Origin of the sequence: Marinoscillum sp. (assembly GCF_040222955.1) — a bacterium.
In the GTDB taxonomy this organism is placed as follows: Bacteria; Bacteroidota; Bacteroidia; order Cytophagales; family Cyclobacteriaceae; genus Marinoscillum.
This window is the reverse complement of the sequence record NZ_JAVKCA010000009.1, coordinates 232,926-259,228: the sequence shown is the minus strand read 5'-3', so window position 1 is coordinate 259,228 and position 26,303 is coordinate 232,926. Positions and strand designations below refer to the sequence as shown.

The following is a 26,303-nucleotide window of genomic DNA, read 5'->3' as shown; positions in this document are numbered from 1 at the left end:
TTTACTAGTCGGTCTGAGCCAGCCTTAGTACATCGGCAAATATGCCAGAGGCGGTCACTTCGGCACCTGCGCCTGCACCTTTGATCACCATAGGCTGCTCTTTGTAGCGGTTGGTATAGAAAAGCACAATGTTGTCCTTACCTTCCAGGTTGTAAAAAGGGTGAGTTGAATCCACCGCTTCCAGCCCAACAGAGCCGTGCCCGTTTTTATATTTGGCTACCACTTTCAGGCGTTTCCCTTCCTTGTTGGCAGCTTCAAACAGGTTTTTGAAGTGAGCCTCTTCTTTTCCCACTTTGGTGTAGAAGTCTTCTACGGAACTGCTCTCCAGACAACTTTCTGGTAAGAATGAGTTTAATTGGATGTCTTCATACTCGCATTTGTATCCACTTTCTCTGATCAAAATCACGATCTTTCGTTTCACATCGGACCCGAATAGATCCAGCCGTGGATCCGGCTCTGTGTAGCCCAGTTCCTTGGCTTTTTTGATCACATCTACAAATTTGGTTTTGCCGTTGTATTCATTGAAAAGGAAGACCAAAGTACCGGAAAGCACCGCTTCGATCTGATGAATCTGATCTCCACTGCGCACCAGATCGCTCAGGGTTGAGAGTACCGGCAGGCCGGCACATACATTGGTTTCAAACAGGAAGCGGCTGCCGTAGCGTCTGCTCATGCCTTTCAGGCTGAGGTAGTCTGCATAAGGGCCCGTGGCCGCTATTTTATTAGGTGTCACCACCGAAATGCTCTTTTTCAGAATCTGCGGATAGAGTGCCGCCACATCTTCAGAGGCAGTAATGTCAATGAAAATGCTGTTTCGCAGGTTGGCGCTGTACATTTTCTCCAAGAACTTTTCGCTGGAGTATTTTTCTCCTGCCTGTAGGATCGATTCCCATTTCGAAAGGGGAATGCCGTCATTCTCAAAATGCATGAGTCTGGAGTTGCCCAGTCCGATGATTTTGATGTTCAGTTGATGGTGCTTTTTGAGGTAAGTGAATTGCTGCACCAGCTGTTCGATGAAAGCCTTACCCACATTGCCCGTACCAATGATGAAGAGGTTGATTCTTTTCGTAACAGAAAGAAAGAAGCTCTCGTGAAGCACGTTCAGCGCTTTGCTGAGATCATCCTTGGCGATCACGGCGGAGATGTTCCGCTCAGAGGATCCCTGGGCGATGGCTTTGATGCTCACGCCGTTCTTACCCAATACGTTGAACATCTGACCGCTTACGCCCACCTGGTTTTTCATGTTGGAGCCTACCAGGGCGATGATCGAAAGACTGTTCTCTGCCTGTATGGGATCGATTTTATGGCTTTCAATTTGTTCTTCAAACTCCGTATTGAGGGCTTTCACTGCGGCTTTGGAATCCTTGGTGTCGATACCCACCGTGATGGAATGCTCCGAGCTGGACTGAGTGATCAGGATCACATTGATGTGTGCTTCTGACAGTGCCCTGAAAAAGCGGTAAGAGAACTTCGGTACGCCCACCATGCTGTTGCCACTGAGTGTAACCAGTGAGATGTCTTTGATACTGGAAATACCTCTGATCAGTTCCTTGTCCTGGTCCCATTCTTTGGTGATCAGCGTGCCGGGGTGGTCAGGGTTGAACGTATTTTTGATGGTAATGGAGATGCCTTTTTCCAGCGCAGGCTGGATACTCGGCGGATAGATGACCTTGGCACCAAAGTGCGAAAGTTCCAAGGCTTCTTCATAGGAAACGTGCTCAATAAAATGTGCACGCTTCACCATCCGTGGGTCGGCAGTCATGAGTCCGTCCACATCTGTCCACACTTCAAAATGATCTGCATTGAGCACCCCGGCCAGTATGGCGGCAGAGTAGTCTGATCCCCCACGTCCGAGGGTTGTTGTCTGGTTGTCAGCCGTAGACGCAATGAATCCCGGAAACAGATTGACTTTGCTGAATGTCTTGCTGACTTCCTTAAGTCGTTTGGTGGTTTCTTTGAAATCTACATGGGCATGACCAAAATGGTCATCGGTGATGATGTAGTTCCGGCTGTCGTAGAGCGTTACGTCGATGCCTTCATTTCTGAAAAACTCTGAAATGATCAGGGTAGAAAGTCGCTCACCGGTGCTGTAGATGTAGTCTGCGCTCCTCGGGGTGAGCTCACGCAGGAGCCACACGCCTTTGCAGATGTCTTCAAACTCTTCAATGATTTTGTAGAATTGCTCGTCGGGTTTGTTCTCTATGAGGTTGTAATAGAGCTGCTCGTGTTGCACTTTCACCCCTTCTATAAACGAAGCGTAATCCTTGCGACCGGATGCTGCCAGCTCTCCGATGTGCACCAGCTGATCGGTGACCCCACCTACGGCAGATGTGACCAGCACCAACTGATCGATGGATGAATGAACAATTCTGGCTACTTGTCTGATTGCTTCCTCACTACCTACAGAGGTACCTCCAAATTTTAGTACTTTCATATTTGACGCTTAGCTTCGGCTCATTGCCTCAGCATTTACAGGTTTTATAAAAAATCTTTGGCTACTTGGTAAAGCCAATGCCAAAAGTCTAATATTTCAGATCATATAACTAAATAAGTCTGGTTTTTCGTTGAGATACTCGCCGAAAAAATTCCTTTGTTTCATTCGGGTTAACAGGGGCTCAAAATCTTCTTTGGCTTTGAGTTCGATACCTACGAGTGCGGGGCCTTTTTCTCGTGAGGTCTTTTTGGTGTATTCAAAATGCACGATATCATCGTCAGGGCCCAGTACTTCGGCCACAAACTCCTTCAGTGCTCCGGCGCGCTGTGGAAACCGGATAATAAAGTAATGCATGAGTTCCTCATGCAACAGCGATCGCTCCCGGATTTCTTCGGTGCGGGTGATGTCATTGTTGCTGCCAGACAGCAGGCAGATGATGTTTTTGCCTTTGATCACATCCTCGTACTGATCCAATACCGCCACGGAAAGTGCTCCGGCGGGTTCCAGCACAATGCCACTTTCATTGTACATGCTGATGAGTGATGAGCAAAGCTTGCCTTCGTCTACCAGCGCTATTTCGTCCAGGTTGGCCTTGCAGAGCGGGTAAGTAAGTTCACCTACTCGTTTCACTGCCGCACCATCCACAAACTTGTCAATTTCCTCCAGGGTCACCACTTTGCCTTGTTGAAACGCCTCGTACATGGCCGGCGCTCCGGCGGGTTCCACACCGATCATTTTGGTGTGCGGGCTCAGGGCTTTGAGGATGGAGGATACTCCGGCAGACAATCCACCACCACCTACAGGTAAGAACAGATAGTCGATGCTGAAGTTGGCATCCTTGAACAATTCCAGGCCGATGGTGGCCTGACCTTCTATGACTTTGGGGTCATCAAAGGGGTGCACAAACGTGCTTTTATTAACTGTGCAGTATTCCATGGCTGTCTGATAGGCATCGTCGAAGGTGTCTCCTGCCAGGATCACTTCCACTTTGTCTTTGCCAAACATTTTGACCTGCTGCACTTTTTGTTTGGGGGTGGGAGCGGGCATGAATATCACGCCCTTCACCCCAAGTTTATAACAGGAGAATGCTACACCCTGTGCATGATTGCCAGCACTGGCACATACTACCCCATTGATGAGCTGGTCAGGAGAAAGCGAAGTGATTTTATTATAAGCACCTCTGATCTTGTATGAGCGTACAATCTGGGTGTCTTCTCGTTTGAGATAGATGTGAGCGTCATAGCGCTCGCTCAGATTGAAGCTATACTGCAAGGCGGTCTTATAGATCACCTTGCTGAGTATATTGTGTGCTTTTTTTACCTCTTCTACCTCCGGATAAAAAGCCGTATGGGTAGTATTTGTAGTCATTCTATTAATTAACTGTTTTCAGGACGCAGCTTTCTTACAGCTTTGCCGGCCTGCCACATTTCAGATTCTTCCAATTCTTTCAATTCTGCTTCCAGTTTTACTCTGTAGTCTGGCTGAGAGTTGCTGTCGATAGATTTCTGAGCTTCTATGCCATCGGTCACTGACTTATAGAGTTTTTCAAAAACTGGTTTGGTAGCTTCATAGAAAGGTCCCATCCAATCCAAAGCACCTCTTTGTGCAGTGGTAGAGCAGTTGGCATACATCCAGTCCATGCCATTCTCAGCGATCAGCGGATAAAGAGACTGAGTAGCTTCTTCCACCGTTTCGTTGAAAGCCTCAGAAGGTGAGTGACCATTGGCTCTCAACACTTCGTACTGTGCACGGAAGATTCCCTGAATAGCACCCATCAATGTACCTCTTTCACCAGTCAGGTCAGAAGAAACTTCTCTGTAAAAATCGGTTTCGAACAGGTATCCTGATCCTACTGCGATTCCCAAAGCCACTACCCGGTCTTTGGCTTTTCCAGTAGCATCCTGGTGGATGGCAAAGCTGGAGTTAAGCCCTTTTCCTTCTACAAAAAGTCTCCTGAGTGAAGTTCCTGAACCTTTAGGGGCTACCAGGATCACATCTACATCTGCCGGAGGAATAATGCCGGTTTTTTCTTTGTAAGTCACCCCAAATCCGTGAGAAAAGTAAAGTGCTTTTCCTGGAGTAAGGTATTTCTTTACGGTAGGCCAAAGTGCTATCTGACCAGCATCTGAAAGTAAGAACTGAAGGATAGTGCCTCTTTCGCAAGCTTCTTCCAGTTCGAAAAGTGTCTCACCTGGTACCCATCCGTCGGCTACTGCCTTGTCCCAGGTTTTAGAATCTTTTCTCTGACCAACGATCACGTTGATGCCATTGTCTTTGAGGTTGAGTGCCTGACCAGGACCCTGCACGCCGTAGCCCAATACTGCTACTGTCTCACCTTTTAGTACTTCCTGAGCTTTTGATAAAGGAAATTCTTCTCTTGTTACTACTTCCTCTTCTACACCTCCAAAATTGATTTTCGCCATTGTTTTGTTTGTTTGTAATAAAATAAGTTTAAAAATCTTTTATGCTTAAATAATGTGACGGGGCATCCTCCAATTGCTTGATGTAGGCCTCGGTCTTTCTTTTTGATTTTGAAATGGCCACCCTTCCGGACCGCACAAACTCCAGCAAACCATGGGGCTCGAGTTTTTTGTAAAGGTCATGCGTGTCTTTCTTGTGACCGGTTTTTTCTATGATGATGTGATCCTCTTCGATCACGAGTATGCGTGCGCCGCTGTTTCTCACCAGGTCTTCTATCTTGCTCCCATTCAAAAACACCTTGGTGGGCACTTTGTAAAGGGCTATTTCCTGATAGTAGATCTCACTGTCTTCGTAGACAAAGGCACCGAGCACATCAATGAGCTTTCTGATCTGCTTCACCACTTTTTCGATGGTTTCGCGGGTGGAATGCAGCACAATGGTAAACCGGGATACTCCCGCTACCTCAGTGGTGGATACATTCAAGCTGATAATGTTCATTTTCCGCCTGGTGAAAATGATGGTGATGTGGTTCAAGAGCCCCGCCTTGTCTTCGGTAAGGACCGAAAGCGTGAAGTCTTTTTCCACTTTCTCACTGCTGTCTTCGCTATATATAGAGTTTGACATGGTTTGTTTATTAAATGGGTTACTCTAATCTGATGTCAGATACTGAGGCTCCTGATGGCACCATTGGAAATACATTTTCTTCTTTCTCTACCACTACTTCCAGCAGGGTAGGGCCTTCGTCAGCCAGCCATTCGTCGATTGCTGCATTCAGTGCGGCTCTCTCCACTACTTTGTTGGTTTTGATGCCGTAGCCTTCAGTGATTTTCTGAAAGTCAGGGTTGGTCAACTCGGTGAAAGAATATCTTCTGTCATGGAAGAGCTGTTGCCACTGACGTACCATTCCCAGGAAGTTATTGTTGAGAATGAGGATTTTCACTGGCAGATTGTTCTGATAGATCGTACCCAGCTCTTGTATGGTCATCTGAAATCCACCGTCACCGATCACTGCAATGACCATTCTGTCCGGGCGGCCTACCTGTGCACCCATAGAGGCGGGCAGGGCGAAGCCCATCGTGCCCAATCCACCCGAAGTGATATTGGAGTCGGTGTCTGCAAATTCATAGTAGCGGCTGGCTACCATCTGATGCTGACCTACGTCGGTTACTATCACCGCTTTACCTTCTGTCTTGTCAGAAATCATTCGGATGACTTCAGCCATCAAAATGGGGCCTTCCGTAGGAAATTTCTCCTTTTTAGTTACTTTCTCTTCTTCCAGCTTGTCGCATGCCCTGAATTCTGCAATCCATGCCTCGTGGTTGTTGGACTCCGTCTGCTTAATCAATGATTGCAGCGCCTGCTTGGCATCTGCGTTGATGGCCACCGTAGTTTTTACATTTTTATCAATCTCAGCCGGATCTATTTCTATGTGAATGACCTTGGCCTGGCGTGCGTACTTTTTCAGGTCACCGGTTACCCGGTCGTCAAAGCGCATTCCTATGGCGATCATCACATCACACTCGTTGGTTTTGATGTTTGGCCCATAGTTACCATGCATGCCCAGATACCCCACATAGAGTGGATGGTTCACTGGTACTGCAGAGAGTCCCATCAAGGTAGAGGCCATTGGGATATTGGCTTTTTCTGCAAAAGCAAGGAGTTCCTTTTGAGCCTCCGAGATCAACACGCCATGCCCTACCAACAGAAATGGTTTTTTGGCTTCATTGATGATTTTGGCAGCATCGGCTATCTTATCTTCTTCCAATATGGGATAAGGGTGATAGCTTCTGATTTTGGTGCATTTCTTATAGCTGAACTCAAATTCACCAAACTGTGCATCCTTGGTGATATCCACCAATACGGGACCTGGCCTGCCTGTGCCGGCAATATAGAAGGCCCTGGCTATGGCTTCAGGGATTTCTTCCGCCCGTGTCACCTGATAGTTCCACTTGGTGACAGGCATGGAGATGCCTACCACGTCGGTTTCCTGAAAGGCATCCGTGCCCAAAAGGTGTGAAGGCACCTGGCCGGTAATGGCCACCAAAGGTGTAGAGTCGATTTGCGCATCGGCTATGCCGGTGATGAGGTTGGTCGCTCCGGGACCTGAGGTTGCAAAGCAGACTCCGGTACGTCCATTGACTCTGGCATATCCTTGTGCAGCATGCGCTGCACCTTGCTCGTGTCTGGTCAGAATGTGGTTGAGCTTGTCGGCATAACCATACAGCGCATCATAAATAGGCATGATGGCACCTCCGGGATAGCCAAATATGACATCAACTCCTTCTTCGATCAGGCACAATAAAACCGCCTCTGCTCCCGATACCTTGATCGTGGACTGTTTGGGCTCCTTCTCTACCGCTAAAGATGGTGAATTCATAGTCTTATGTTTATTCATCAGTTACGCAACCCTCTGAGGCTGATTTTACTGAATTAATATATTTCCTTAATATGCCCTTGGTAGCCTTATATGGCGGCTTGTTCCAGGACTTTCTTCGGGCCTCCAACTCTTCATCCGAAAGCTTCACTTCCAGTTTGTTGGTGATGGCATCTATGCGGATGATGTCACCGTTTTGAATCAACCCCAGCGGGCCCCCTTCCTGAGCTTCCGGGGTGATGTGACCCACCACAAAACCATGCGATCCGCCTGAGAACCGGCCATCGGTGATCAGTGCAACGTCTTTGCCAAGGCCTTTGCCCATCACCGCACCCGTAGGTTTGAGCATTTCCGGCATTCCGGGTGCCCCTTTGGGCCCTGAGTATCTGATCACAATGACCTCTCCTTTTTGTACTTCCTCCTGTATGCCGCGAATGGCATCAAATTCATCTTCATAAATTCGGGCGGGTCCTTCAAATACCTCTCCTTCTTTGCCGGTGATCTTGGCCACGGCTCCTTCTGGAGCCAGGTTGCCATAGAGAATCTGAAGGTGTCCCTTGGCTTTGATTGGTTTATCAAAGCTGTACATCAGTCCTTTATCATCGTGCAGATCCGGAACCTCAGCCAGGTTTTCGGCCAGTGTCTTGCCTGTGACCGTCATACAGTCGCCATGAAGGTAGCCTTCCTTCAGCAAAAGCTTCAATACACCGGGTACTCCGCCAATCATGTGCAGGTCCTCCATGAGGAACCGGCCACTAGGTTTCAGGTCGGCAAGGAAAGGGGTCTTGTCACTGATTCGCTGAAAGTCGTCCAATCCGATGTTGACATCCACTGATCTGGCCATGGCAATGAGGTGAAGTACCGCATTGGTAGAGCCACCCAGTATCATCACAGTGGTAATGGCATTTTCAAATGCCTCTTTTGTCATGATGTCTCTTGGTAGAATATTTTTCTCCAGCAGGTTTCTGATAGCTGCCCCCACTTTTTGAGTTTCAGTTTGTTTCTCATCACTCACGGCAGGGTTGGAAGAGCTAAAAGGCAAGCTCATGCCCATGGCCTCAATGGCTGATGCCATGGTGTTGGCAGTGTACATGCCTCCGCAGGCTCCCGGCCCGGGGATGGAGTTTTTGATAATGCCTTTGTAGTCTTCATCGGACATGCTGCCCTGCATTCTGGCACCATAAGCTTCAAAAGCCGATACAATGTTCAGGTCTTCGCCTTTCCATTTTCCGGGCTTTACAGAGCCTCCGTAGACCATCAGTCCGGGTCTGTTGAGCCTTCCGAGGGCCATGATGGCTCCCGGCATGTTTTTATCACATCCCACTACAGGCACCACAGCATCATAAAACTGGGCATTGACCACAGTCTCGATAGAGTCGGCAATGATGTCGCGAGAAATGAGAGAGTATTTCATCCCTACGGTACCATTGGAAATACCATCACTGACACCAATGGTGTGAAAAATAAGACCCACCAGGTCAGCTTCTCTTACACCCTTTTTCACCTGATGGGCGAGGATGTTGAGGTGCATGTTGCACGGGTTGCCCTCAAAGCCTGTGGATACGATGCCCACCTGAGCTCTGTCCATGTCTTCCTCAGTGAGGCCTGTAGCATAGAGCTGTGCCTGCGAGGCAGGCTGTGTAGGATCTTGCGTGATTACTTTGCTAAAAGTGTTGAGTTCTTGCGCCATTTTATACAATCGTGAGTCCCTGGTACTCGTCAAACATTACTTTTTGTTGGTAGATCAAGTGGAGGTTGTGTCCGATGGAACCTTCCCACTCTTTTTTGAATTTTTCTCCATTTACAGAACTGATGTGAGTGATCTCAGTGGCGGTGCCACAGAAAAAAGCGTGATCAGCTTTGTAAAATTCTTCGGGAGTGATGTCTTTTTCGGTGACCTTCACCTTGAGTTCTTCGCAAATCTCCAGCACAGTGCTTCTGGTGATCCCGGGGAAGATGTTGCCCAGTTTGGGTGTGAAGAGTTCTCCGTTTTTTTCATAAAAGATGTTGCTGCCAGGCCCTTCGGCAAGGTGCCCGTTGTGATCCAGTAGGATGGCTTCATCGTAGCCCAGTCGTTTGGCTTCAGCGGATGCCAGGGTATTGGCGGAGTAGTTTCCTACGATTTTGGCGTCTACCACGGTAGATTTTGGGCTAGGCTTCAGGTAGGACGAGATCATGGTGTTGAGTGGCTCGTATCCGGGGTATTTGGCCCATTTCCATGCGGTCATGAAAAAGTGTGATTCCTTAGAGGGTGCCAGGATCATATTGGGTCCGGCAAAAACCAAAGGCCTGATATAGGCATTGGTCAGGTTGTTTCTGTCTATCAGGTCGTAGGCTATTTTGATGAGGTCTTCGATGGGATAGGGGATTTTCAGGAAAACCTTTTCAGCGGCCTTGTGCAGTCTTTTGAAGTGCTCGGCCGGTTTGAAAATATTGAACCCATTACCATTGTTATATGACCTCAAGCCATCAAAAACGCCTGTGCCATAGTGAAGGGTCTGATCAAAAAGACTGGCTTTTGCGTCCTTGGCCTTGATCCATTCCCCATCCAAAAATACTTCTGTACGATCGTCGTAGTACATAGTCAATTTGATTAAAAAAAAGCGCCATTCCGAGTAAGGAATGGCGCTTTGTGTTTATTTTATATTTTCTGCTAAACACAGCCATTCCCATTCCTAATCACAGTGGTGACCAGAATAATAATTGGTACAATGACAATATTTAGGTTTATTCTTTTCATTATTCGAAATCAAAGCTAATATATAAGCCAGCAAATTGACAACCTACCTCCCTGATTTTTTTACAGAAATGATAATAATTACGACATCAAACCAGATTCATTTATAAAGAGTGGTCTTTAATGCTGTTAAAATGGCATTAATGGGGTTTTTTATCTACGATGTGTAGTGTATTGATAGCGGGTCTGGCACGCCATTTGTTTCCCTCCCGCCAAACAAACTTATATACTTATGAAAAAGGTTCTAACCTCATTTTTTCTCATTGCAGTATTCGGAGTTGCCACAGTATCAGCACAGGATGCACCGGACAAGAAGAACACGTTGAAAGCTAACCCACTGGGTTTAATTATTGGGCTGGGTAAGATCAATTACGAGCGCAAACTTGGTGATGCCAGCTCAGCTCAGCTGGGTGTTTCCTTCTTTAGCTATTCATCTGATGGCACATCATTTTCAGGACTTGGCTTGCTGCCTGAGTACCGGTTTTATGTGACTAAGGAAGCCCTTGATGGGTTTTATCTGGCTCCGTTTATGAAGTATAATAATTTCACCCTGAAGAATGACGATGAAGACTTCAAAGGGAGTCTGAATGCCTATAGATTTGGTGCCAAGGCCGGTTTTCAGTGGCTGATGGGCAAGCGCAAGAACTTTGTAATGGACCTGGCTTTTGGTGGCAAATACTCAGATTTTAACCTGAAAGTCAAAGAGGGTAGCGAAGATGATTTTGATAATGAAAATCTGTTTCAGGGTTTTAGCCCGGAATTGCACTTTGCGATCGGTTACGCATTCTAATTACCCAACTGAGTAACGCAAAAAAAAGGCTTCCAGCGAATCTGGAAGCCTTTTTTTTGTTTGATGTTAACAATGCTTAACTCAGTTTATGAAACGGCATCTATTTGATTACATGTAATGGATAATTGGAATTTTTGTAACTTTAAAATACGTTTCTTTTTAAAGAAAAGTTAGGTGTGAAAAGTATCGTTTATTTATTTTCAATTCTCATTTGCTGCTTTTTCGGTTGTGAAGAGCCTTATGAATTGAATTTCTCTGGGCGCGGGTCAGAAACTGAATTGGTGATTTCGGGTTTGATACATCAGGGGCCGGGACCTTATTATGTAGATGTGGAGCGGTCGAGGATAAACTCCACTGACCGTGCGGTTGTATTCGGAGCGGAAGTGAACCTTTATGATCATTTGGGTAATTGTGAGCCGTGTCTGTCTTCTGAAATCGGCCGGTATGTTTGCCCCGGCTTAATTGTGAGGGGGGTGTCCGGTGGTGCGTACAGGATCAGTGTGCTGCTTAACGACGGTACCGAGATTTTTAGTGAACCAGATACATTGCCCATGCGAAGCGATGTTAGTGTTGAAATTGACTGGAAGGAGGTGTGGTTAACTGAAACTTCCTCGTTGGGGATAGACACTAAAAAGAAGATACTGGATTTTAAAATGCGAGCTCAGATTCCTCTGGTGAAGCAGCCACTGTTTCTTTACTGGACAGCTGATGAACTGTATCAGTATCTCCAGAAGAATCAAATTTATCCATTTCAACCACCACCTCCCTGTTATCATTATGGTGATTTGGGTCTTGGTCAATTGGAGTTGCTGCAACCGACGATTGGATCAGAACTGGTTTATTCAAAGGAACACTTTATTCAGCGAGATATTGATGAAACCTTTCTCCGAAAACATGTTTTTTTGATTTATCAGCAATCAGTTTCTGAGGGATATTTCTCTTTTTTAATAGATATGGAGGAATTAATTGAGAATGTGGGCTCAATCTTCGATAAGCCAAGGGGCAGGCTACGGGGTAATTTGTATTACAATGAATCTGCCCTTGAAGACCGGGTAAATGGCTACTTAAGAGCAGTTTATATAGATACAATGGCACTGGCGATCTACCCGAATCAAATTGAATTTCCAGTCAACGAAGTTTGTGGATATTACAATGATACGCGATGTTTCAATTGTGAAAATATAGGAGGGAGTTTTGAAAGGCCCAGGTTATACGAGCGGGTGGAATAGAGGGTACTTTAGAATGTGTACTTTCATCTTAATTGGCACAAAAAAAGCCTGGCTGATTGGGCCAGGCTTGTCTTACAGTCTTATTCGTTATGCCAGTACTTGTTTTACCTTCTCAGCGGCATCCTTCAGCACGATGGCAGACGTGACCTTCAGGCCTGACTCTTCGATGATCTTAGCACCTTCTTCGGCGTTGGTACCTTGCAGACGTACGATGATGGGTACATTGATCTCGCCAATGTTTTTGTAAGCTTCCACCACTCCATTGGCTACCCGGTCACATCTCACGATTCCACCAAAGATGTTGATGAGAATGGCTTTTACGTTAGGATCTTTCAGGATGATTCTGAAACCTGCCTCTACCGTTTGTGCATTGGCCCCACCTCCTACATCCAGGAAGTTGGCAGGCTCACCGCCTGACAATTTGATGATGTCCATAGTGGCCATGGCCAAACCAGCACCGTTCACCATGCAGCCCACGTTTCCGTCAAGCTTCACATAGTTCAGTCCATTCTGTCCTGCTTCTACCTCCAAAGGATCCTCTTCCGAAAGATCTCTCATTTCGGCAATGTCTTTGTGGCGATACAGTGCATTGTCATCCACGTTTACCTTGGCGTCCACTGCCAGAATTTTGTTGTCTGAGGTTTTGAGTACAGGGTTAATCTCAAACTGAGAACTGTCCGTAGCCTCGTACGCTTTGTAAAGGGCAAAGATGAACTTGACCATTTCTTTGAAAGCCTGACCTTCCAGTCCAAGAGCAAATGCCACTTTTCTGGCTTGAAATCCCTGCAGCCCGACAGCCGGGTCAATCCATTCTTTTACGATCTTCTCAGGAGTTTCTTCAGCAACCGTTTCGATATCCATACCGCCTTCTGTAGAGGCCATGATGACATTGCATCCTTTTGCACGATCCAGCAGGATAGACAGGTAGTATTCCTTAGGCTCAGACTCACCGGGGTAGTATACATCCTGAGCAATCAATATCTTATTTACTTTTTTGCCTTCCGCTCCGGTCTGGTGTGTCACCAGTGTGCCGCCCAGGATGGCGTCCGCTTTTGGCTTTACTTCTGCCAAACCTTTTGCCAATACCACTCCATTGGATCCGGTTTCGTTGATCTTGCCCTTACCGCGTCCACCAGCGTGGATTTGCGCCTTGATCACATACCATTCTGTGCCTGTCTCTCTATTGAGTTCTTTGGCTGCTTCGTGGGCTTTTTCTGGGGTATCAGCTACGATTCCTTCCTGGATGGTTACACCATAGCTTTTCAATATCTCTTTAGCTTGATATTCGTGGATGTTCATGCTGTCTGAATTTTCTTGCGAATCTACGGCAAACGGCTTGCTTATTCAACCTAAAGTGATTGAAAGTTCAATGGTTAATAGACATTCTGAGGTTATAGGGGATGTTCATTTGCCCATTTGCGTCCGGGCAAGGAAAGATACGATTGGTTGAGATAGACTAAACCATCCACAGAAGTCAATCAACAAAAGAACATCTCTATATTTGCGCCATGCTAAAAGCTGAAGGCATTTATAAGGCGTATGGCAAGCTGCCCGTCCTCAAGGGGATAGACCTCCACATCAGGGAGGGTGAGATCGTTTCTATCGTTGGAGCTTCCGGTGCAGGAAAGAGCACATTGCTGCATTTACTGGGTACATTGGATTCGCCTGAGAAGGGAAAGATTTTCATCAGCGATACCGATGTTTTTCAGCTCAATCAGCAGAAACTGGCCGGGTTCAGAAATAAACACATCGGATTCATTTTTCAGTTTCATAACCTGCTGCCGGAGTTTTCAGCGCTTGAAAATGTGATGATCCCGGGACTGATCGCCAAGCGGTCAACGGCTGAGATTAAACGCAGAGCTCTGGAACTTCTGGGGCTTCTCGGACTGCTGGAGCGGAAAGATCACAAACCGGGCGAACTCTCCGGAGGCGAGCAGCAGCGTGTGTCCGTAGCACGTGCACTCATCAATGATCCGTCTATTGTGTTTGCAGATGAGCCTAGCGGAAACCTGGATTCCAAAAATGCAGATGAGCTGCATCAGCTCTTTTTTGATTTGAGAAAGGAGCTCAATCAGACTTTTGTGATTGTGACCCACAATAAAGAATTGGCCGAAATGGCTGACCGAAAGCTGGAGATCGAAGATGGGGTGATCCTGTGAGGGCCCGGTTATCAGCTGGCGTAAGGTTCATGCTGCTGGCCACTTTTACCTTCACATTGATGAAGGTGTGCGTGAAGCTGATTCCACACATTCCGGCCATCGAAATTATCCTTTTTCGTTCGGTTATTTCTCTGGTGATCAGTGTCTTCTATCTGACCAGACAGCAGGTGAGCGTATGGGGAAATAACAAGCCAATCCTGCTTCTACGGGGGGTGACAGGGGCCATCGCATTGATTACCTACTTCAGTTTGCTGCAGCAAATACCGCTGGCTACTGCCTCCACTCTTCAGTACCTGGCTCCGATCTTCACGGCAATTCTTGGGATTTTTTTGGTCAAAGAAAAGGTGAGGTCCTGGCAGTGGGTCTTCTTTGCGATAAGCTTTGCCGGTGTGGTCGTGGTGCAGGGTTTTGATCCGCGTATTTCCACATTACATCTACTCATGGGCGTGGGGGCCTCCTTATTCATGGGGTTAGCCTATAATTTTATCAGAATGCTAAAAACCTCCGAGCACCCACTGGTGATCATTTTCTATTTTCCTCTAGTTATGCTGCCCGTTGCTGGTTTGTGGTCTGTGATGGTGTGGGTACAGCCTGTGGGCTGGGACTGGCTGGTACTTCTCGCGGTGGGTCTGTGTACACAAATCGCCCAGTTTTTCATGACCAAATCATACCAGTCGGCAGAGCTTTCCAAGGTTTCAATCCTCAATTACGTGGGTATCGTGTATGCGCTGGGGTTTGGCTGGCTTCTTTTTGATGAGACATTTAACCTGATGACCTATGTGGGCATGGGGCTGGTGCTGGCAGGTGTTGTTGGCAATGTGGTCTTCAAGAAAAATTGAAGCGATGACCCACGAAATGACCTTTATAGTTTTTTGATTTGAGAAAGCACCTGATCCTTATATGACATGCCTATGGGTACAGGTTCGCCTTCTATATAGAGCATAAAGTCCTCCAGAATGATCTGACTGATGCGATGGGTATCCACCACGTAAGACCTGTGTACCTGCATGAAATTTGAAGGGACTTTAGCCAGTAAGTCCTTCAGGGAAATGCGGATGACGTACTTTCTTTTTTGGGTATGAAGGATGCAATATTTGTCTTCAGACTTGATATAAAGGATGTCCCTGACCATCACTTTTACCAACACATTTTTTTCCTTGATGAAAAAGCTGTCTGACAGCATCACGTCTTTTTCTTTCCAGACATCCTTTTTCTCTCCGGCAAGATCAGCCACCGCCAGTTCGATGGTGTTGGTCAACATGAGCGGGTCAAAGGGTTTGAGAATGAAAGCCAAAGGCCTGGTTTTCTTTGCTTGTTCGAATATGGCCCGCTCACGCAGCGAGGTGACGAATATGACAGGAATGGCCTGGTCCAGTTTACCTGCCAGTTCTATCCCATTGTAAGGTCCCGAAATCTGGATATCCAGCAGCAGCAGGTCCGGTTTGGTGGATTCGATGATGCGCAGGGCATCCCTGCCGTCTGCCAGTACGTCTATGATCTGGTAGCCTGCCTGCTCTACTGTGAACCGTATGGTTTCTGCGTATATCGGATCGTCTTCTACGGAGAGTATTCTGATGTTGGACATATTGCTTTTGGGTACAAAGGCAAACCCGGGGGGTGACCGATTGTTTAGGTGTTAAAAAAGTATGTCAAAGTCGTTTTTCAGGGTTATTGAAATCTGCAATGGCAGGCTCACCCTCTGTAACCCGATATGCTGGCAATGTGAAAGTGAACACGGTGCCAGCACCCGGATGGCTGTTCACTGTAATTGTTCCCTTATTGAGTGATACATATTCTTTACATAGGATGAGTCCGAGCCCGGTGCCTTTTTCATTGGAGGTGCCAAAGGTGGACTTGCTTTCGTTCAACTCAAAGAGGGTCTTCAGTTTTTCCTTAGGAATACCAACCCCGGAGTCCTGCACCTTGATGATCACCTGCTCCTCTTCCTGCAGGCACACGATCTCAATAGAACCCTTTTCGGCGGTAAATTTGAGTGCATTAGAAACCAGATTTCTCAACACCAGCAGCAGTGCGTTTTTATCTGCCAGCACCCAGATGGGTTCGGTTATTTTAACCACCAGCGTGATGTTTTTTCCTTTCAGCTGGTTTTTAAACAGCGCCTCTATCTCGCTGATAAGTGGTTCCAGTAAGAAGCTTTCAGGGTGATAAGGGAGGCCTTCCGTTTGAGCCATGGCCCAGTTAAGGAGGTTATTAAGGAGGGTGTCCAGCTGCTCGGCGGATTTAGAAATGTTTTCACCAAGCTCTCTTAGTTTCTTCTCATCTTTCTTTTCTATGTACCATTTTATCAGGTTATTGATGCCCGCGAAGGAGGTGATGGGGCCTCTGAGATCATGCCCTATGATACTGAAAAAGCGATCTTTTGTCCCGATCAGGTTCTGAAGTCTGGTGTTTTGATCATCCACCACTTTTTTGTTTTGCCGCAAGGTGACGTAGAGAAAAATACCCAAAGCGAGTACTACCATGGTCATCATTAGCCCTGCGATCAGAAAGAGTTCCCGGGTTTTACGCTCTTCCAGCCTGGACTGTGCAGCTTTTTGCCTGGCAACAGCCAGAGCCAGTTGCTGTTCCCTTTTCTCGTTTTCATAAAGCGCTTCTATGCTGGCAATCTGTCGGGTTTTTTCCTGATTCAGTACGCTATCTTTCACAGCGGAGTATTCCAGGCTGAGCTGGTAGGCTGTGGAGAATTTGTTCTGTGAAGCGTAGAGCCTGGATAATAGAATCAGAAAATCTTTTTCTGTGCCTTTTAGTTGAAGTTCACGGGTGAGGGAGAGTCCTTTTTCGGCCAGTGAGAGTGATTTTTGGGTTTCCTGAAGCTTCCTATAAGCCTCCGACAAAACCAACAATGCGGCAACATATCTGCGTGGAGACTTCACCTCTTCAAAATGCTGATAGGTAATCATGGCATTCTCGACAGCTTTATTCCATTCCTCGTTGCTTTGATAGTGAAGTGCCAAATAGTAATGCCCCTCAGCCACCCGATCTCCGTCGTTGGCCCTGAGTGCTACAGAGACACCCCTGTTAATATGAAGAATGCAGGAATCCTGAAGGCCCATTTTTGAATACACATTGCCGAGGATGTAGTGACTCTCAGAGATACCCACCGGTGACTGGGTACTGCTTTTGAATCCTTCCAGTGCTTTTTGTGCCTGTTGTCTGGCTTTCTCATAGTCTTCCAGGAGGATATAACACTCACCAAGATTGAGATTGAGGATGGCCCGGGTTTCGCTACCGTGTTCATTGAGATAGTTGAATGCCTCGAAAAGGGAACTGATGGCAGCCGGGTAATTACCCAGTCGCATGTGTACGTTTCCGAGGTTGGTCAACCTGCCGGCGATGGCATTGGAGTCCTCCAATGCCTTATGCATGATCAGCGATTCTTCATAATAACGAATGCATTGCTTGAAGTCTCCCAGATATCCCGCCACGATGCCTTTGTAATTGAGCGCATTGGCCATTTCCATTTGGGTCGGCTTGTCTGATGTTGCTTCCTCCGGAACGATCTGGTCTAAATAGGTTTGAGCCGTTGGATAGTCGTTTTTGATGACGTAGGATGCCCCCATCAGGCGCAGTGCCTGAATATGTTGATGGTACTTACGAGACTGCTCCGGGAGTGATAACGCCCATTCGGCGTAGAAGATCGTGGAGTCGGGTATCCGGGTTTGGCGGTAATACTCGGCCAAATCCAGCAAAAAAATTATGCGTGTGCTATCTGCCGTGGCTGTATGATGGATGACTGATTTTATGCTGTCCATCCGGTGGCTTTGACCAAAGCCGCTGAAGTGAAAAGTGAGGATTAGAACAATTAAAAGCAGTAGCTTTTTCGGGTACCCCATACAATTATCCAGCGGCTTGCCAATGAGCTGGTTTCATCTGTTATCGTTTGTCCTTTTTTGAAATATGTCGGGATGGGGCGGCCAGGTTCGCGACATGAATTCTATTGTTGGCGCCACAAAGCACGGCATTCGTGGACAAAAACCCAAGGGCGATTGGCCAAATGATCTTCTTTATGGTCAGAATGACCAATTCATACGCTCAAACAAATGCTATTCAAGCCATCAGTCATGAGATCACCTGTAATAATGGGATTTCGAATCCCATAAAACGAGTTCATCATCATCCAAATTCAAAATCAAGGTTTTTCTATTCTCTAATAAATTCTATGAATCAAGTTTACCATTTATTTCTAGCCGAACCGGGTAAAAGACCCGGATTTGCGCGTGTGTTGTGGAAGGCGTTATGTCTTGTGACCATCCTCCTTTCTGGAGCTTCGATGGCTACCGCTCAGCAGCAATTAGTTGTTTCCACAGATACTATTTCTGTCGTGATTCAATCAAAAGCGACCGCAGCAGTATCTTTCAGTATCACGAATGCCGGAGATGCCCCGTTGGTGATCGACTCCTACATGGAGCGCGATCCCTATGGTGCCGGCAAGGCTGTGGTATTTACGAAAGCCAATTATGCCAACTGGCTTCTCCCGGCCAATCAGGATCGGATTGCACCTCATGTCTGGCTGACCAGAGATGAAACCAAAAGTTTGTTCAACGCCAAAAGTGAAGTAGCCTCGGAGGGGAGTTCACCGGAAGGTACTTCCTGGGCACTGGGCACGGTCAATCAGGTGTCGGCAGAGGATTTTACCAACTTCAATACCATGCATGGCAACGATCCTCAGTCCCTGGTGGGAGATACGGCTACACTGAAAATTGATTTTGCGAATGGCACTGCCAGCAAATACTATTCCGTTTACATGCAGCAATGGAGCGGTGGAAAAACAGGTGGTGGCTTTACCTATATCAGAAGAGAGATGCTTCCTTATTACAGCCTGACAGCTCCCTTTACTGGTGAGATAGCTGCGGGTTCTGGTAAGACTGTGAATGTCCTGATAAGTGATGCGGGATTGGAATCAGGGATCCATTATGGACATGTTGACATTGTGAGCAATGACCCCATCCAGCCAGTCACCACGGTTGTGGTGAAACTGGAGGTACTCCCTGCAGCACAAATAGTGGTGTCTGAGTCTACTATTTCCGTAGCAATGAACAATGCTGATGGGCCTGTGGAGAGGGTGTTTACCCTTTCTAATCACGGGAGTTCTACGCTTAACTGGAGCGGGACCACGGCCAGCAATTCACAAGGAATGTGCGCCAGCTTCAGCGCGTTGAGTGGTTCTATCGAACCAGGAGCGTCGGCTGAGTATACCATTACCTTTGGTGTATGTAACGAGGGGACTTATCAATGGCCGTTTGTTATTACATCCAATGATCCTGACCGACCGAAGGTGACCCTTCAGCTGAGTACGGCTGTGGACGGAAGTGCGACACTGGACTATACCGCACCTGTATTTACAGAAACATACGCCGGAGTATCCTCTACCGGTACTTTGATGCTTCATTCTACAGGAACTGCCGATTTGCACATCACAGATATTTCCAGTGATAACCCTGTTTTTTCTCCCACCAGGAAAACGTTCACCGTTAAACCAGGCACCAGCGTGTCTGTGCCGATGAAATTTATCCCCAAGTCCGCTGGCTCCCATGTGGGTGAACTGCTAATCGTGAGCGACGCTGCAGAAGACTCACTTTATGTCAGTATATCTGCTACTTCTATAGGAGCACCAGTTTTGTCGATTGCTCAAACTGTGTTCAATTTTGATTTGAGTCAGGGAGAGAGCACCAAGGACAGTTTGACGATTTTCAACAGCGGAACATCAGATCTGATATGGGATTTCTCGGTTGCCGGAGTGGTCTCATCAGGTGGATCTTTTTTCGAAAAGAAGAACTATGCGGACGTGTCTTTATCGCAGAACCGTGACCGGCTCACGCCTAATGTGGAGCTGACCAGAGGCAATAACGGCGGCGTATATAACTACCTTTCTGAGCCCATATTATATGCATTGGAATCAGCTAAGGACAATGTTCCCTCTAAATACCAGAGTAACTTCAGGTCTGCGGTAAACACAGGCGCCAGTGACCTGCCCGGACAGATACTTTCAATTTACATTCCGTCGGAGGATAGGTACTTTGATCTGCACATTGATTCATGGACGTGCTGCGAAGACGGTGGCGGACTGTCTTACACCCGCTATGAGGTATTCAAGTGGATCGGCCCGGAATATAAGTATAACCCCGAGCTCGATGTATTTTTTGAAAAGCCAGAAAACGTGAACATCAACTTACCGCAATACCGGGACAGTCTGACGGCAAACGTCTCGCTGGCACGTAACATGTTTAATAACATGGTTAACTACAATAGTAGTGTTCAAATCGGGTACGCGATGGGTTCTGCCCAATACCTGAGTAAGGAAGACTATGTCAATTACTTTCCGAGTGCCGTAAGCAATGCGAGCGACCTACCAGGAAAGACAGTTTCCATCTATATTCCATCTGAAGAGAGGTTTTTTGACCTGGATTTCATTTCCTGGACAGCGGATAATTATTCCACTTACTCCCCGGGAGGTTATTCGTATGTGCGCAGAGAGGTACTGCCAACTTCCACTGGAGCAGGCTTGACAGACTATGCGGTCATCAATGTGAACGCCAATATGCCTGCGGGTACTTATTCGGGATCGGTTACTGTGGAATCCAACGATCCGCTTTTACCTTCGGCCGTGGTGCCAATAACCATTACCACCACAGGTACTCCGGATATTTCTGAGACCGATCAGTCTCACGATTTTGGGTCTTCTGTTCAGGGAGTGTCCAAAACCTTTGATTTAAACATCAGAAGTACTGGGTCGGATGTGCTGGATATTACTGCTGCAGCTATTGATAACGCCGGTTTTGAGGTAAGTTCAGAAGGTTTTTCAATGGCGGCGGGGGCTTCATACAAGCTTCCCGTGACAGTTAATTCATCGGTTTCAGGGCCCATTACTGCCATTCTCACACTGACTACCAATGACCCTGATCATTCGGAATTTACCATCCAGATCACTGGGGAAATTTTGGACAAACCAGTTTTTGCCATGACCGAGGTGGTATTCTATGATACCCTCCAGTATGGTAGCAGTTCCTTACAATACCTTACTATTGAAAACAATGGATTGGGGCAGATGGAGTGGACTGTGCCCTACGATGTTTTTTTCGAAAAGGAGAATTTTGCTTTACCTACTGAGGCATCCTCTCAGGACAGAATTACCGATCATGTATGGTTGACCCGTGCCAATGAGCGGGGACTTTTCAATATTTTGGAGGCAGATGAGTACACTCGGGTCTCCCAGACATTTGAGTGGGGTAATGGACCATCCACTTATGAGTCTACTGAATACAGTTACTTTACTGATTTCTGGGATGGTGGTGACCTAAGAGATGGTGCCACGGTTTCCATCCATATGATTGCCGATGATTTGTATTACGACTTTCATTTTACCAATTGGACATCTGGTGATGATGGAGGAGGAGGCGGTTTTGCCTATGAACGACGCAAAGGAGTTAAATGGCTGGGTATGGAGTTTATGGAAGGCGTGGTGGAAGCCGGGGAGTCTGTAGAAGTTCCGCTTAACTTTAGTGCATTGAATACCACAGCCGGGGATCATGAATTTACTTACAGGATCGCCACCAATGACCCCAATAACCCGGAGCAACTTGTCACTTTCAAGCTGCACGTGGATGGTGAGCCTGAGATTGAAGTGGGACTGGATCCTGTGGATTTGGGTTCTTTTCCTATCGGAATAAGTCACACTCCGGAAACCGGAATAGAAATCAATAACATTGGTGGTGCTGACTTGGAAATCACTTTGAGTTCGGACAATGAAGCGTTTACTTTTGAAAGCGCCTCGTTTGTGATACGTGGGGGTAGCTCCAGGTTCGTTTATCCGACCTTCACGCCGGAAGCTGAATTGGCTTACGAAGGTACCATCACCATTACCAGCAATGATGCCGATGAGTCTGTCATCAATCTGGCGGTTTCTGCAGCGGGTTTTTATGGACCAGAGTTGATAGTAAGTGCTGACACCATAGCCGTGACCATGATAAGTGGTGGGCTGGTTAAAAAGCCCATTACCCTTTCCAATACCGGAGGTACCAACCTGGAGTGGAGCTTTTGGGCTGGGTTCTTTGAGATGGATGAACTGACCGATTACAAGCTGGAAGCAAATCAGCTTCGTTTAAGTGATAAGGTGTCGATTACCCGAAATGGCTCTAATGGGCCTTTCAACATCAAGGAATCCAGCAGTTATATGTATTACCCGACTTCCATCAAATGGGCGCTGGGCTATTCCAAAAATCTCCTGCCCAACAACTATTTATCTGATTGGTATACTGTGAGTTATGGGATAGGTTACGATTTCAATAACCTTCCGGGTGAAGTGGTATCTCTGTATCTGGTAGAGGAGGATCGTTACTTTGACTTTCTGTTTACCAAATACAACTACTATGGAGTGTTGGCATTTTACTATGCTGAGGCTGGCGGCATTTCTCCGAATGCAGGCGAAATCCTTCCAGGCGATGAGGAAATAGTTCAATTGAGTGTCAGTGCAGACGGTTTGGATGCCGGGATGCATTATCAGGAGTATACCATTATGCACAATGCCCTGGCCCAATCCAAAAAAGTGGTCGCTAAAATCACTGTGCTTGGAGCTCCGGCCTTGTCGGTGGCTGAGGAGGCGTTGGCTTTTGGGGTATCCCCAATAGGTGATGAATCTTATCAGGAAATAACCATCACCAATACGGGTTCATCCAGTGGAGTGATTAGTTTATCTTCTGACCATCCCGCGTTTACCGTGGGGGCCGAGGATATACGTATAAAGGCCAATGAAACCAAAACGGTAGAGGTGGTTTTCAATCCCTCCTCGTCAGGTGATTTCAGTGGTATCATCACCATCACCACAGATGATGCTGTCAATCCAACATTCGAAGTGGGTGTTTCGGGTTCTGGTGCCACAGCGGCCACCATCACTTTGGCGAAACCGAGTCTTAAAGCCTCGCTGTTTTTTGGCGAAACGATCACCAGATCCGTCACCATATCCAATAGTGGAGATTTTGACCTGAATTGGTCGCTGGGTGTCTATGGGGAGGAGATTTCATTTTTGAAGCCGGATTATGCAGATTATAAACTCGAAGAGTTTCAGGATAGAATCGCGGACCACCTGTGGATCACGAGACAAAATGAGCGGGGTATTTTCAATGCTGCGCTTGAAACTCAATTCAACAGGTCCAGCTATGAGTCTCCAAAGGGAACCGAATGGCTGGGTGATGGGCCTGGGTCAGGGCCTGCTATTAGGGTTGAGGCGAATGATTATGGTAGATGGAGGGATGTCGCATACCCACCGGATGAGCAGCCTGGTAAAACATTTTCTATGCATGACATCAAATCTGATCAGTTCTATGATATCAGCTGGGACAGCTGGACCTCAGATGGTAATGGCGGTGGCTTTTCATACAGAAGAAAGGTGGCGTTTGGCCCTGAGTACAACGCCGTTTCTTTTTCGGATACCGATGGAGTGATTGCTCCTGGCAAATCTGCGACTGTGCTGATCACCTTCAATCCAAATTCAACTTTTAACGGAGATTTCGAATTGCCACTGGCCATTTTGAGCAATGACCCTGTCAATAGAGTCGTTAAGGCACCGGTTTCACTTTCTGTCAAAGGGATCATTGTCGATCGTTTTCTGGATGACTTGCAGCTAAATGAAGGGTTTGAGTCACTTTCTATAGATGTGAGTGATGTATTTGCAGATGCACAAGGCGATGTGCTGAGTCTCTCGGTAAGTAACTCAAACGAATCTGCAATTGCTGCTGACATTCTGGATGGAAACCTGGTGCTCACAGAAACAGGATACGGTCAGTCATCCATTGTAATCACCGCCAGTGATGCTACCGGAAATACCGCCACAGAGAAATTCGAGATCAATGTGAATGCAAATCCCGTGGCGATACCTCTCGCTGACGTGGAATTGACCAGAGTTTCTGAAATACTAACTCTGGATATAGCGTCCAATTTTGAAGATCCTGAAGGTCAGGAGCTGGTTTATGCAATGACGAATGGCTCTGATGCAGTAGTTGAAGTGAGTCTGTCTGGCACGGTGCTGACCATTGGCCAGCTGACTGTGGGTACATCTGTAATTTCGTTGACTGCTACCGATCCATTAGGTGGTTCAATCACAGACAAGTTTACCGTGAATGTGAGTTTGCTCGAACAGGAGATTACTTTTGATACCACCTATGTGAAGGTCTATGGGGACGAGGCATTTGAGTTGGTAGCATCGGCATCGTCTGGCTTGGAAGTCTCTTTTTCCAGCTCCGATGAGTCTATTGTAGCCATTAGTGGGACAAGCGCCACTGTGACTGGAGCTGGCAGTGTGACCATCAACGCTGTGCAGACAGGTGATGAGGACATCTATGATGCGGCTGCTACCGTGCAGCAGGTAATGACCATCGGCAAGGCGATGCTGGAGCTGACAGTTGATGATGCTGAGATGACTTATGGAGCTGAAGAACCTGTTTACACTCTGAGCTATGCCGGCTTTGTCAACGGAGATGACCTGGCAGCCATCGATACACCTTGTAGTGGTGCCATGTCCTCTACTGAGGTATTGGACGCAGGGGGCCATGTGCTGCTCGCCAACGAGGATGCACAGGATAACAACTATGAGTTTACCTATGTCAGTGGTGCATTGACTGTCCTACAGGCCGACCTGTTGATTACGGCTGATGATGCATCCAAGGTGTATGGAGAGGAGAACCCGGTCTTAACCATGAGTTACCTGGGTTTTGTGAAAGAGGAGGACGCAACCGTGCTTAGCAGTCCTGCTATGGTGGTCACCGCAGCCACAACGGAGAGTTCTGTCGGCGAATATGCCATCACTGTCTCAGGGGCTGCAGCCACGAATTATCTGATCAGCTACACTGATGGATTGTTGATTGTGGGTTCAAAAGGGCTTACTGTCCGTGCCAATGATCAGACAAAAGTATACGGAGCGGTAGATCCTGAACTGGACTATGTGATCACCGAAGGAAATCTGGTAGGTGAAGATGCGCTCTCTGGTTCACTGGAAAGAGAAGCGGGCGAAAATGTGGGGCTGTACCCGATCAATCAGGGAACATTATCGGCCGGCTCTAACTATGAACTTCAGTTTGAATCGGCTGCTCTAAGCATCGGTCAGGCCAGTATAGGGGTGACCGCTGATGCCAAATCAAAAGTTTACGGAGCGGCTGATCCCGAATTGACCTACTCGATTACTACAGGCGAATTGATAGGGGCGGATGCACTCTCAGGCGCTTTGACAAGAGGAGCCGGTGAGCATGCTGGTGTATACCAGATTGGTTTAGGTACTGTGTCAGCTGGGGCCAATTATGATGTTCAGTATCAAAGTGCCGAATTTATTATTGATCAGGCACCTCTTACTGTGACTGCTGATGCCAGGTCAAAAGTCTATGGCGAGTCAGATCCTGCACTGACCTATTCGATTACCGAAGGAGTATTGATAGGGGAGGATGTACTCTCAGGAGTTTTGACAAGAGAATCCGGGGAGGATGTGGGCGTGTATGCGATTGGCCTTGGCAGTGTGTCAGCTGGTGCCAACTATGATGTTCAATATCAAGGTGCGGAATTGACTGTGGGGAAAGCCTCCCTGACAGTGACCGCTCATGATGTGGTGATCACAGAAGGTGATCTTATTCCAGTGCTGGCGATGACGTATTCAGGATTTGTGAATGGTGATACCAAAGCTGCGCTCCAGAAGGAGCCGGTGGCTTCTACCACAGCAACTCCTTCGAGTCTGCCCGGGGAATACCCCATTGTATTGACAGCAGAGGAAGATCGTAACTATACTTTTGTGCTCATCAATGGGGTGCTGACTATCGAAGCGGGCGAACCGATACTGGGTGTTGACAAGGCAGGGCTGATTGAGGTGTACCCCAATCCGGCCATGAATTTTGTGATGGTAAAAACTACCGAATCGAAACCATTGGAGCTTTACGATGCGGTAGGTCATCTGCTAAGATCGGGCGTAACCAATCAACAGATGGAGGTTGGTGAGTTACCTGCTGGCATTTACCTGATTAAGGTAGAAGGTCAGGTTTTTAGACTGATTAAAAAATGATACTAAGGCGGGGGCAGGCTCTCAGAGTCTGCTCCAACCAGCCCCGAGGGGGCTGGTTTTTTTTGAAATCACAAAGCCCTTCTGCGTGTATGCAGAAGGGCTTT

General features: G+C 47.2%; 15 protein-coding genes. 5 read left to right on the top strand and 10 right to left on the bottom strand.

The features are described from left to right. Positions 1-4: 4 nt before the first annotated feature. The 7 genes from thrA to ilvE all read right to left on the bottom strand — a co-directional run bounded on the left by thrA (position 5) and on the right by ilvE (position 9,811). Entirely contained in the window at positions 5-2,434 is a 2,430-nt protein-coding gene (gene thrA / locus RIH33_RS08635) for a bifunctional aspartate kinase/homoserine dehydrogenase I (RefSeq protein WP_406650500.1), read from the bottom strand. Between the two features lie 96 nt (positions 2,435-2,530). Next, positions 2,531-3,802: a threonine ammonia-lyase IlvA gene (gene ilvA / locus RIH33_RS08630; RefSeq protein ID WP_406650498.1), complete on the bottom strand. Its 1,272-nt coding sequence runs from the start codon at positions 3,800-3,802 to the stop codon at positions 2,531-2,533. Between the two features lie 8 nt (positions 3,803-3,810). Beyond that, the gene (gene ilvC, locus RIH33_RS08625; protein ID WP_406650497.1) at positions 3,811-4,857 is read right to left on the bottom strand and encodes a ketol-acid reductoisomerase; all 1,047 of its coding nucleotides are present in this window, start codon (positions 4,855-4,857) and stop codon (positions 3,811-3,813) included. A 28-nt stretch (positions 4,858-4,885) separates the two neighbouring features. Beyond that, positions 4,886-5,479: an acetolactate synthase small subunit gene (gene ilvN / locus RIH33_RS08620; RefSeq protein ID WP_406650495.1), complete on the bottom strand. Its 594-nt coding sequence runs from the start codon at positions 5,477-5,479 to the stop codon at positions 4,886-4,888. A 19-nt stretch (positions 5,480-5,498) separates the two neighbouring features. Beyond that, on the bottom strand, positions 5,499-7,232 hold the full coding sequence (gene ilvB / locus RIH33_RS08615) for a biosynthetic-type acetolactate synthase large subunit (RefSeq protein ID WP_406650494.1): 1,734 nt from the start codon (positions 7,230-7,232) through the stop codon (positions 5,499-5,501). Positions 7,233-7,242: 10 nt separating this feature from the next. Then, complete coding sequence (ilvD, locus tag RIH33_RS08610; RefSeq protein ID WP_406650492.1) at positions 7,243-8,919, bottom strand: dihydroxy-acid dehydratase; 1,677 nt, start codon at positions 8,917-8,919, stop codon at positions 7,243-7,245. A 1-nt stretch (position 8,920) separates the two neighbouring features. Then, positions 8,921-9,811 (bottom strand): branched-chain-amino-acid transaminase, encoded by an 891-nt coding sequence (ilvE, locus tag RIH33_RS08605; protein ID WP_159582063.1) that lies wholly within the window; start codon positions 9,809-9,811, stop codon positions 8,921-8,923. Positions 9,812-10,198: 387 nt separating this feature from the next. On the opposite strand from ilvE, the gene RIH33_RS08600 reads away from it, so the two are divergent. After that, positions 10,199-10,756, top strand: coding sequence for a DUF3575 domain-containing protein (locus tag RIH33_RS08600; RefSeq protein ID WP_406650490.1), 558 nt, complete (start codon positions 10,199-10,201; stop codon positions 10,754-10,756). Positions 10,757-10,932: 176 nt separating this feature from the next. Then, positions 10,933-11,985 carry a DUF4249 family protein gene (locus RIH33_RS08595; protein ID WP_406650489.1) on the top strand — a complete coding sequence of 351 codons (1,053 nt, stop codon included), beginning with the start codon at positions 10,933-10,935 and terminating at the stop codon, positions 11,983-11,985. Positions 11,986-12,072: 87 nt separating this feature from the next. On the opposite strand, the gene sucC is transcribed toward RIH33_RS08595, so the two are convergent. Further along, the gene (gene sucC, locus RIH33_RS08590; RefSeq protein ID WP_406650487.1) at positions 12,073-13,284 is read right to left on the bottom strand and encodes an ADP-forming succinate--CoA ligase subunit beta; all 1,212 of its coding nucleotides are present in this window, start codon (positions 13,282-13,284) and stop codon (positions 12,073-12,075) included. A 209-nt stretch (positions 13,285-13,493) separates the two neighbouring features. Between sucC and RIH33_RS08585 the strand changes: the two genes are divergently transcribed. Both RIH33_RS08585 and RIH33_RS08580 read left to right on the top strand, forming a co-directional pair. Next, positions 13,494-14,144, top strand: a complete 651-nt coding sequence (locus RIH33_RS08585; protein ID WP_406650485.1) for an ABC transporter ATP-binding protein — start codon at positions 13,494-13,496, stop codon at positions 14,142-14,144. Then, a complete protein-coding gene (locus RIH33_RS08580; protein ID WP_406650483.1) occupies positions 14,141-14,983 on the top strand; it encodes a DMT family transporter in 843 nt (280 codons plus the stop codon). Before RIH33_RS08585 ends, RIH33_RS08580 begins: the two co-directional genes overlap by 4 nt. A gap of 23 nt (positions 14,984-15,006) precedes the next feature. Here the strand turns inward: RIH33_RS08580 and RIH33_RS08575 are convergent, their stop codons facing one another. Further along, the gene (locus RIH33_RS08575; RefSeq protein ID WP_406650481.1) at positions 15,007-15,729 is read right to left on the bottom strand and encodes a LytR/AlgR family response regulator transcription factor; all 723 of its coding nucleotides are present in this window, start codon (positions 15,727-15,729) and stop codon (positions 15,007-15,009) included. Positions 15,730-15,793: 64 nt separating this feature from the next. Next, complete coding sequence (locus RIH33_RS08570) at positions 15,794-17,917, bottom strand: ATP-binding protein (RefSeq protein ID WP_406650480.1); 2,124 nt, start codon at positions 17,915-17,917, stop codon at positions 15,794-15,796. Positions 17,918-18,324: 407 nt separating this feature from the next. Between RIH33_RS08570 and RIH33_RS08565 the strand changes: the two genes are divergently transcribed. Further along, positions 18,325-26,199, top strand: coding sequence for an MBG domain-containing protein (locus RIH33_RS08565; protein WP_406650479.1), 7,875 nt, complete (start codon positions 18,325-18,327; stop codon positions 26,197-26,199). Positions 26,200-26,303: the final 104 nt, after the last annotated feature.

Bases quoted from the DNA above. Each gene is read 5' to 3' on its own strand.
- thrA (WP_406650500.1), bottom strand. From the start codon at position 2,434: ATGAAAGTACTAAAATTTGGAGGTACCTCTGTAGGTAGTGAGGAAGCA.
- RIH33_RS08570 (WP_406650480.1), bottom strand. From the start codon at position 17,917: ATGGACAGCATAAAATCAGTCATCCATCATACAGCCACGGCAGATAGC.
- ilvE (WP_159582063.1), bottom strand. From the start codon at position 9,811: ATGTACTACGACGATCGTACAGAAGTATTTTTGGATGGGGAATGGATC.
- ilvN (WP_406650495.1), bottom strand. From the start codon at position 5,479: ATGTCAAACTCTATATATAGCGAAGACAGCAGTGAGAAAGTGGAAAAA.
- ilvB (WP_406650494.1), bottom strand. From the start codon at position 7,232: ATGAATTCACCATCTTTAGCGGTAGAGAAGGAGCCCAAACAGTCCACG.
- sucC (WP_406650487.1), bottom strand. From the start codon at position 13,284: ATGAACATCCACGAATATCAAGCTAAAGAGATATTGAAAAGCTATGGT.
- RIH33_RS08575 (WP_406650481.1), bottom strand. From the start codon at position 15,729: ATGTCCAACATCAGAATACTCTCCGTAGAAGACGATCCGATATACGCA.
- RIH33_RS08600 (WP_406650490.1), top strand. From the start codon at position 10,199: ATGAAAAAGGTTCTAACCTCATTTTTTCTCATTGCAGTATTCGGAGTT.
- ilvD (WP_406650492.1), bottom strand. From the start codon at position 8,919: ATGGCGCAAGAACTCAACACTTTTAGCAAAGTAATCACGCAAGATCCT.
- ilvC (WP_406650497.1), bottom strand. From the start codon at position 4,857: ATGGCGAAAATCAATTTTGGAGGTGTAGAAGAGGAAGTAGTAACAAGA.
- ilvA (WP_406650498.1), bottom strand. From the start codon at position 3,802: ATGACTACAAATACTACCCATACGGCTTTTTATCCGGAGGTAGAAGAG.
- RIH33_RS08565 (WP_406650479.1), top strand. From the start codon at position 18,325: ATGAATCAAGTTTACCATTTATTTCTAGCCGAACCGGGTAAAAGACCC.
- RIH33_RS08585 (WP_406650485.1), top strand. From the start codon at position 13,494: ATGCTAAAAGCTGAAGGCATTTATAAGGCGTATGGCAAGCTGCCCGTC.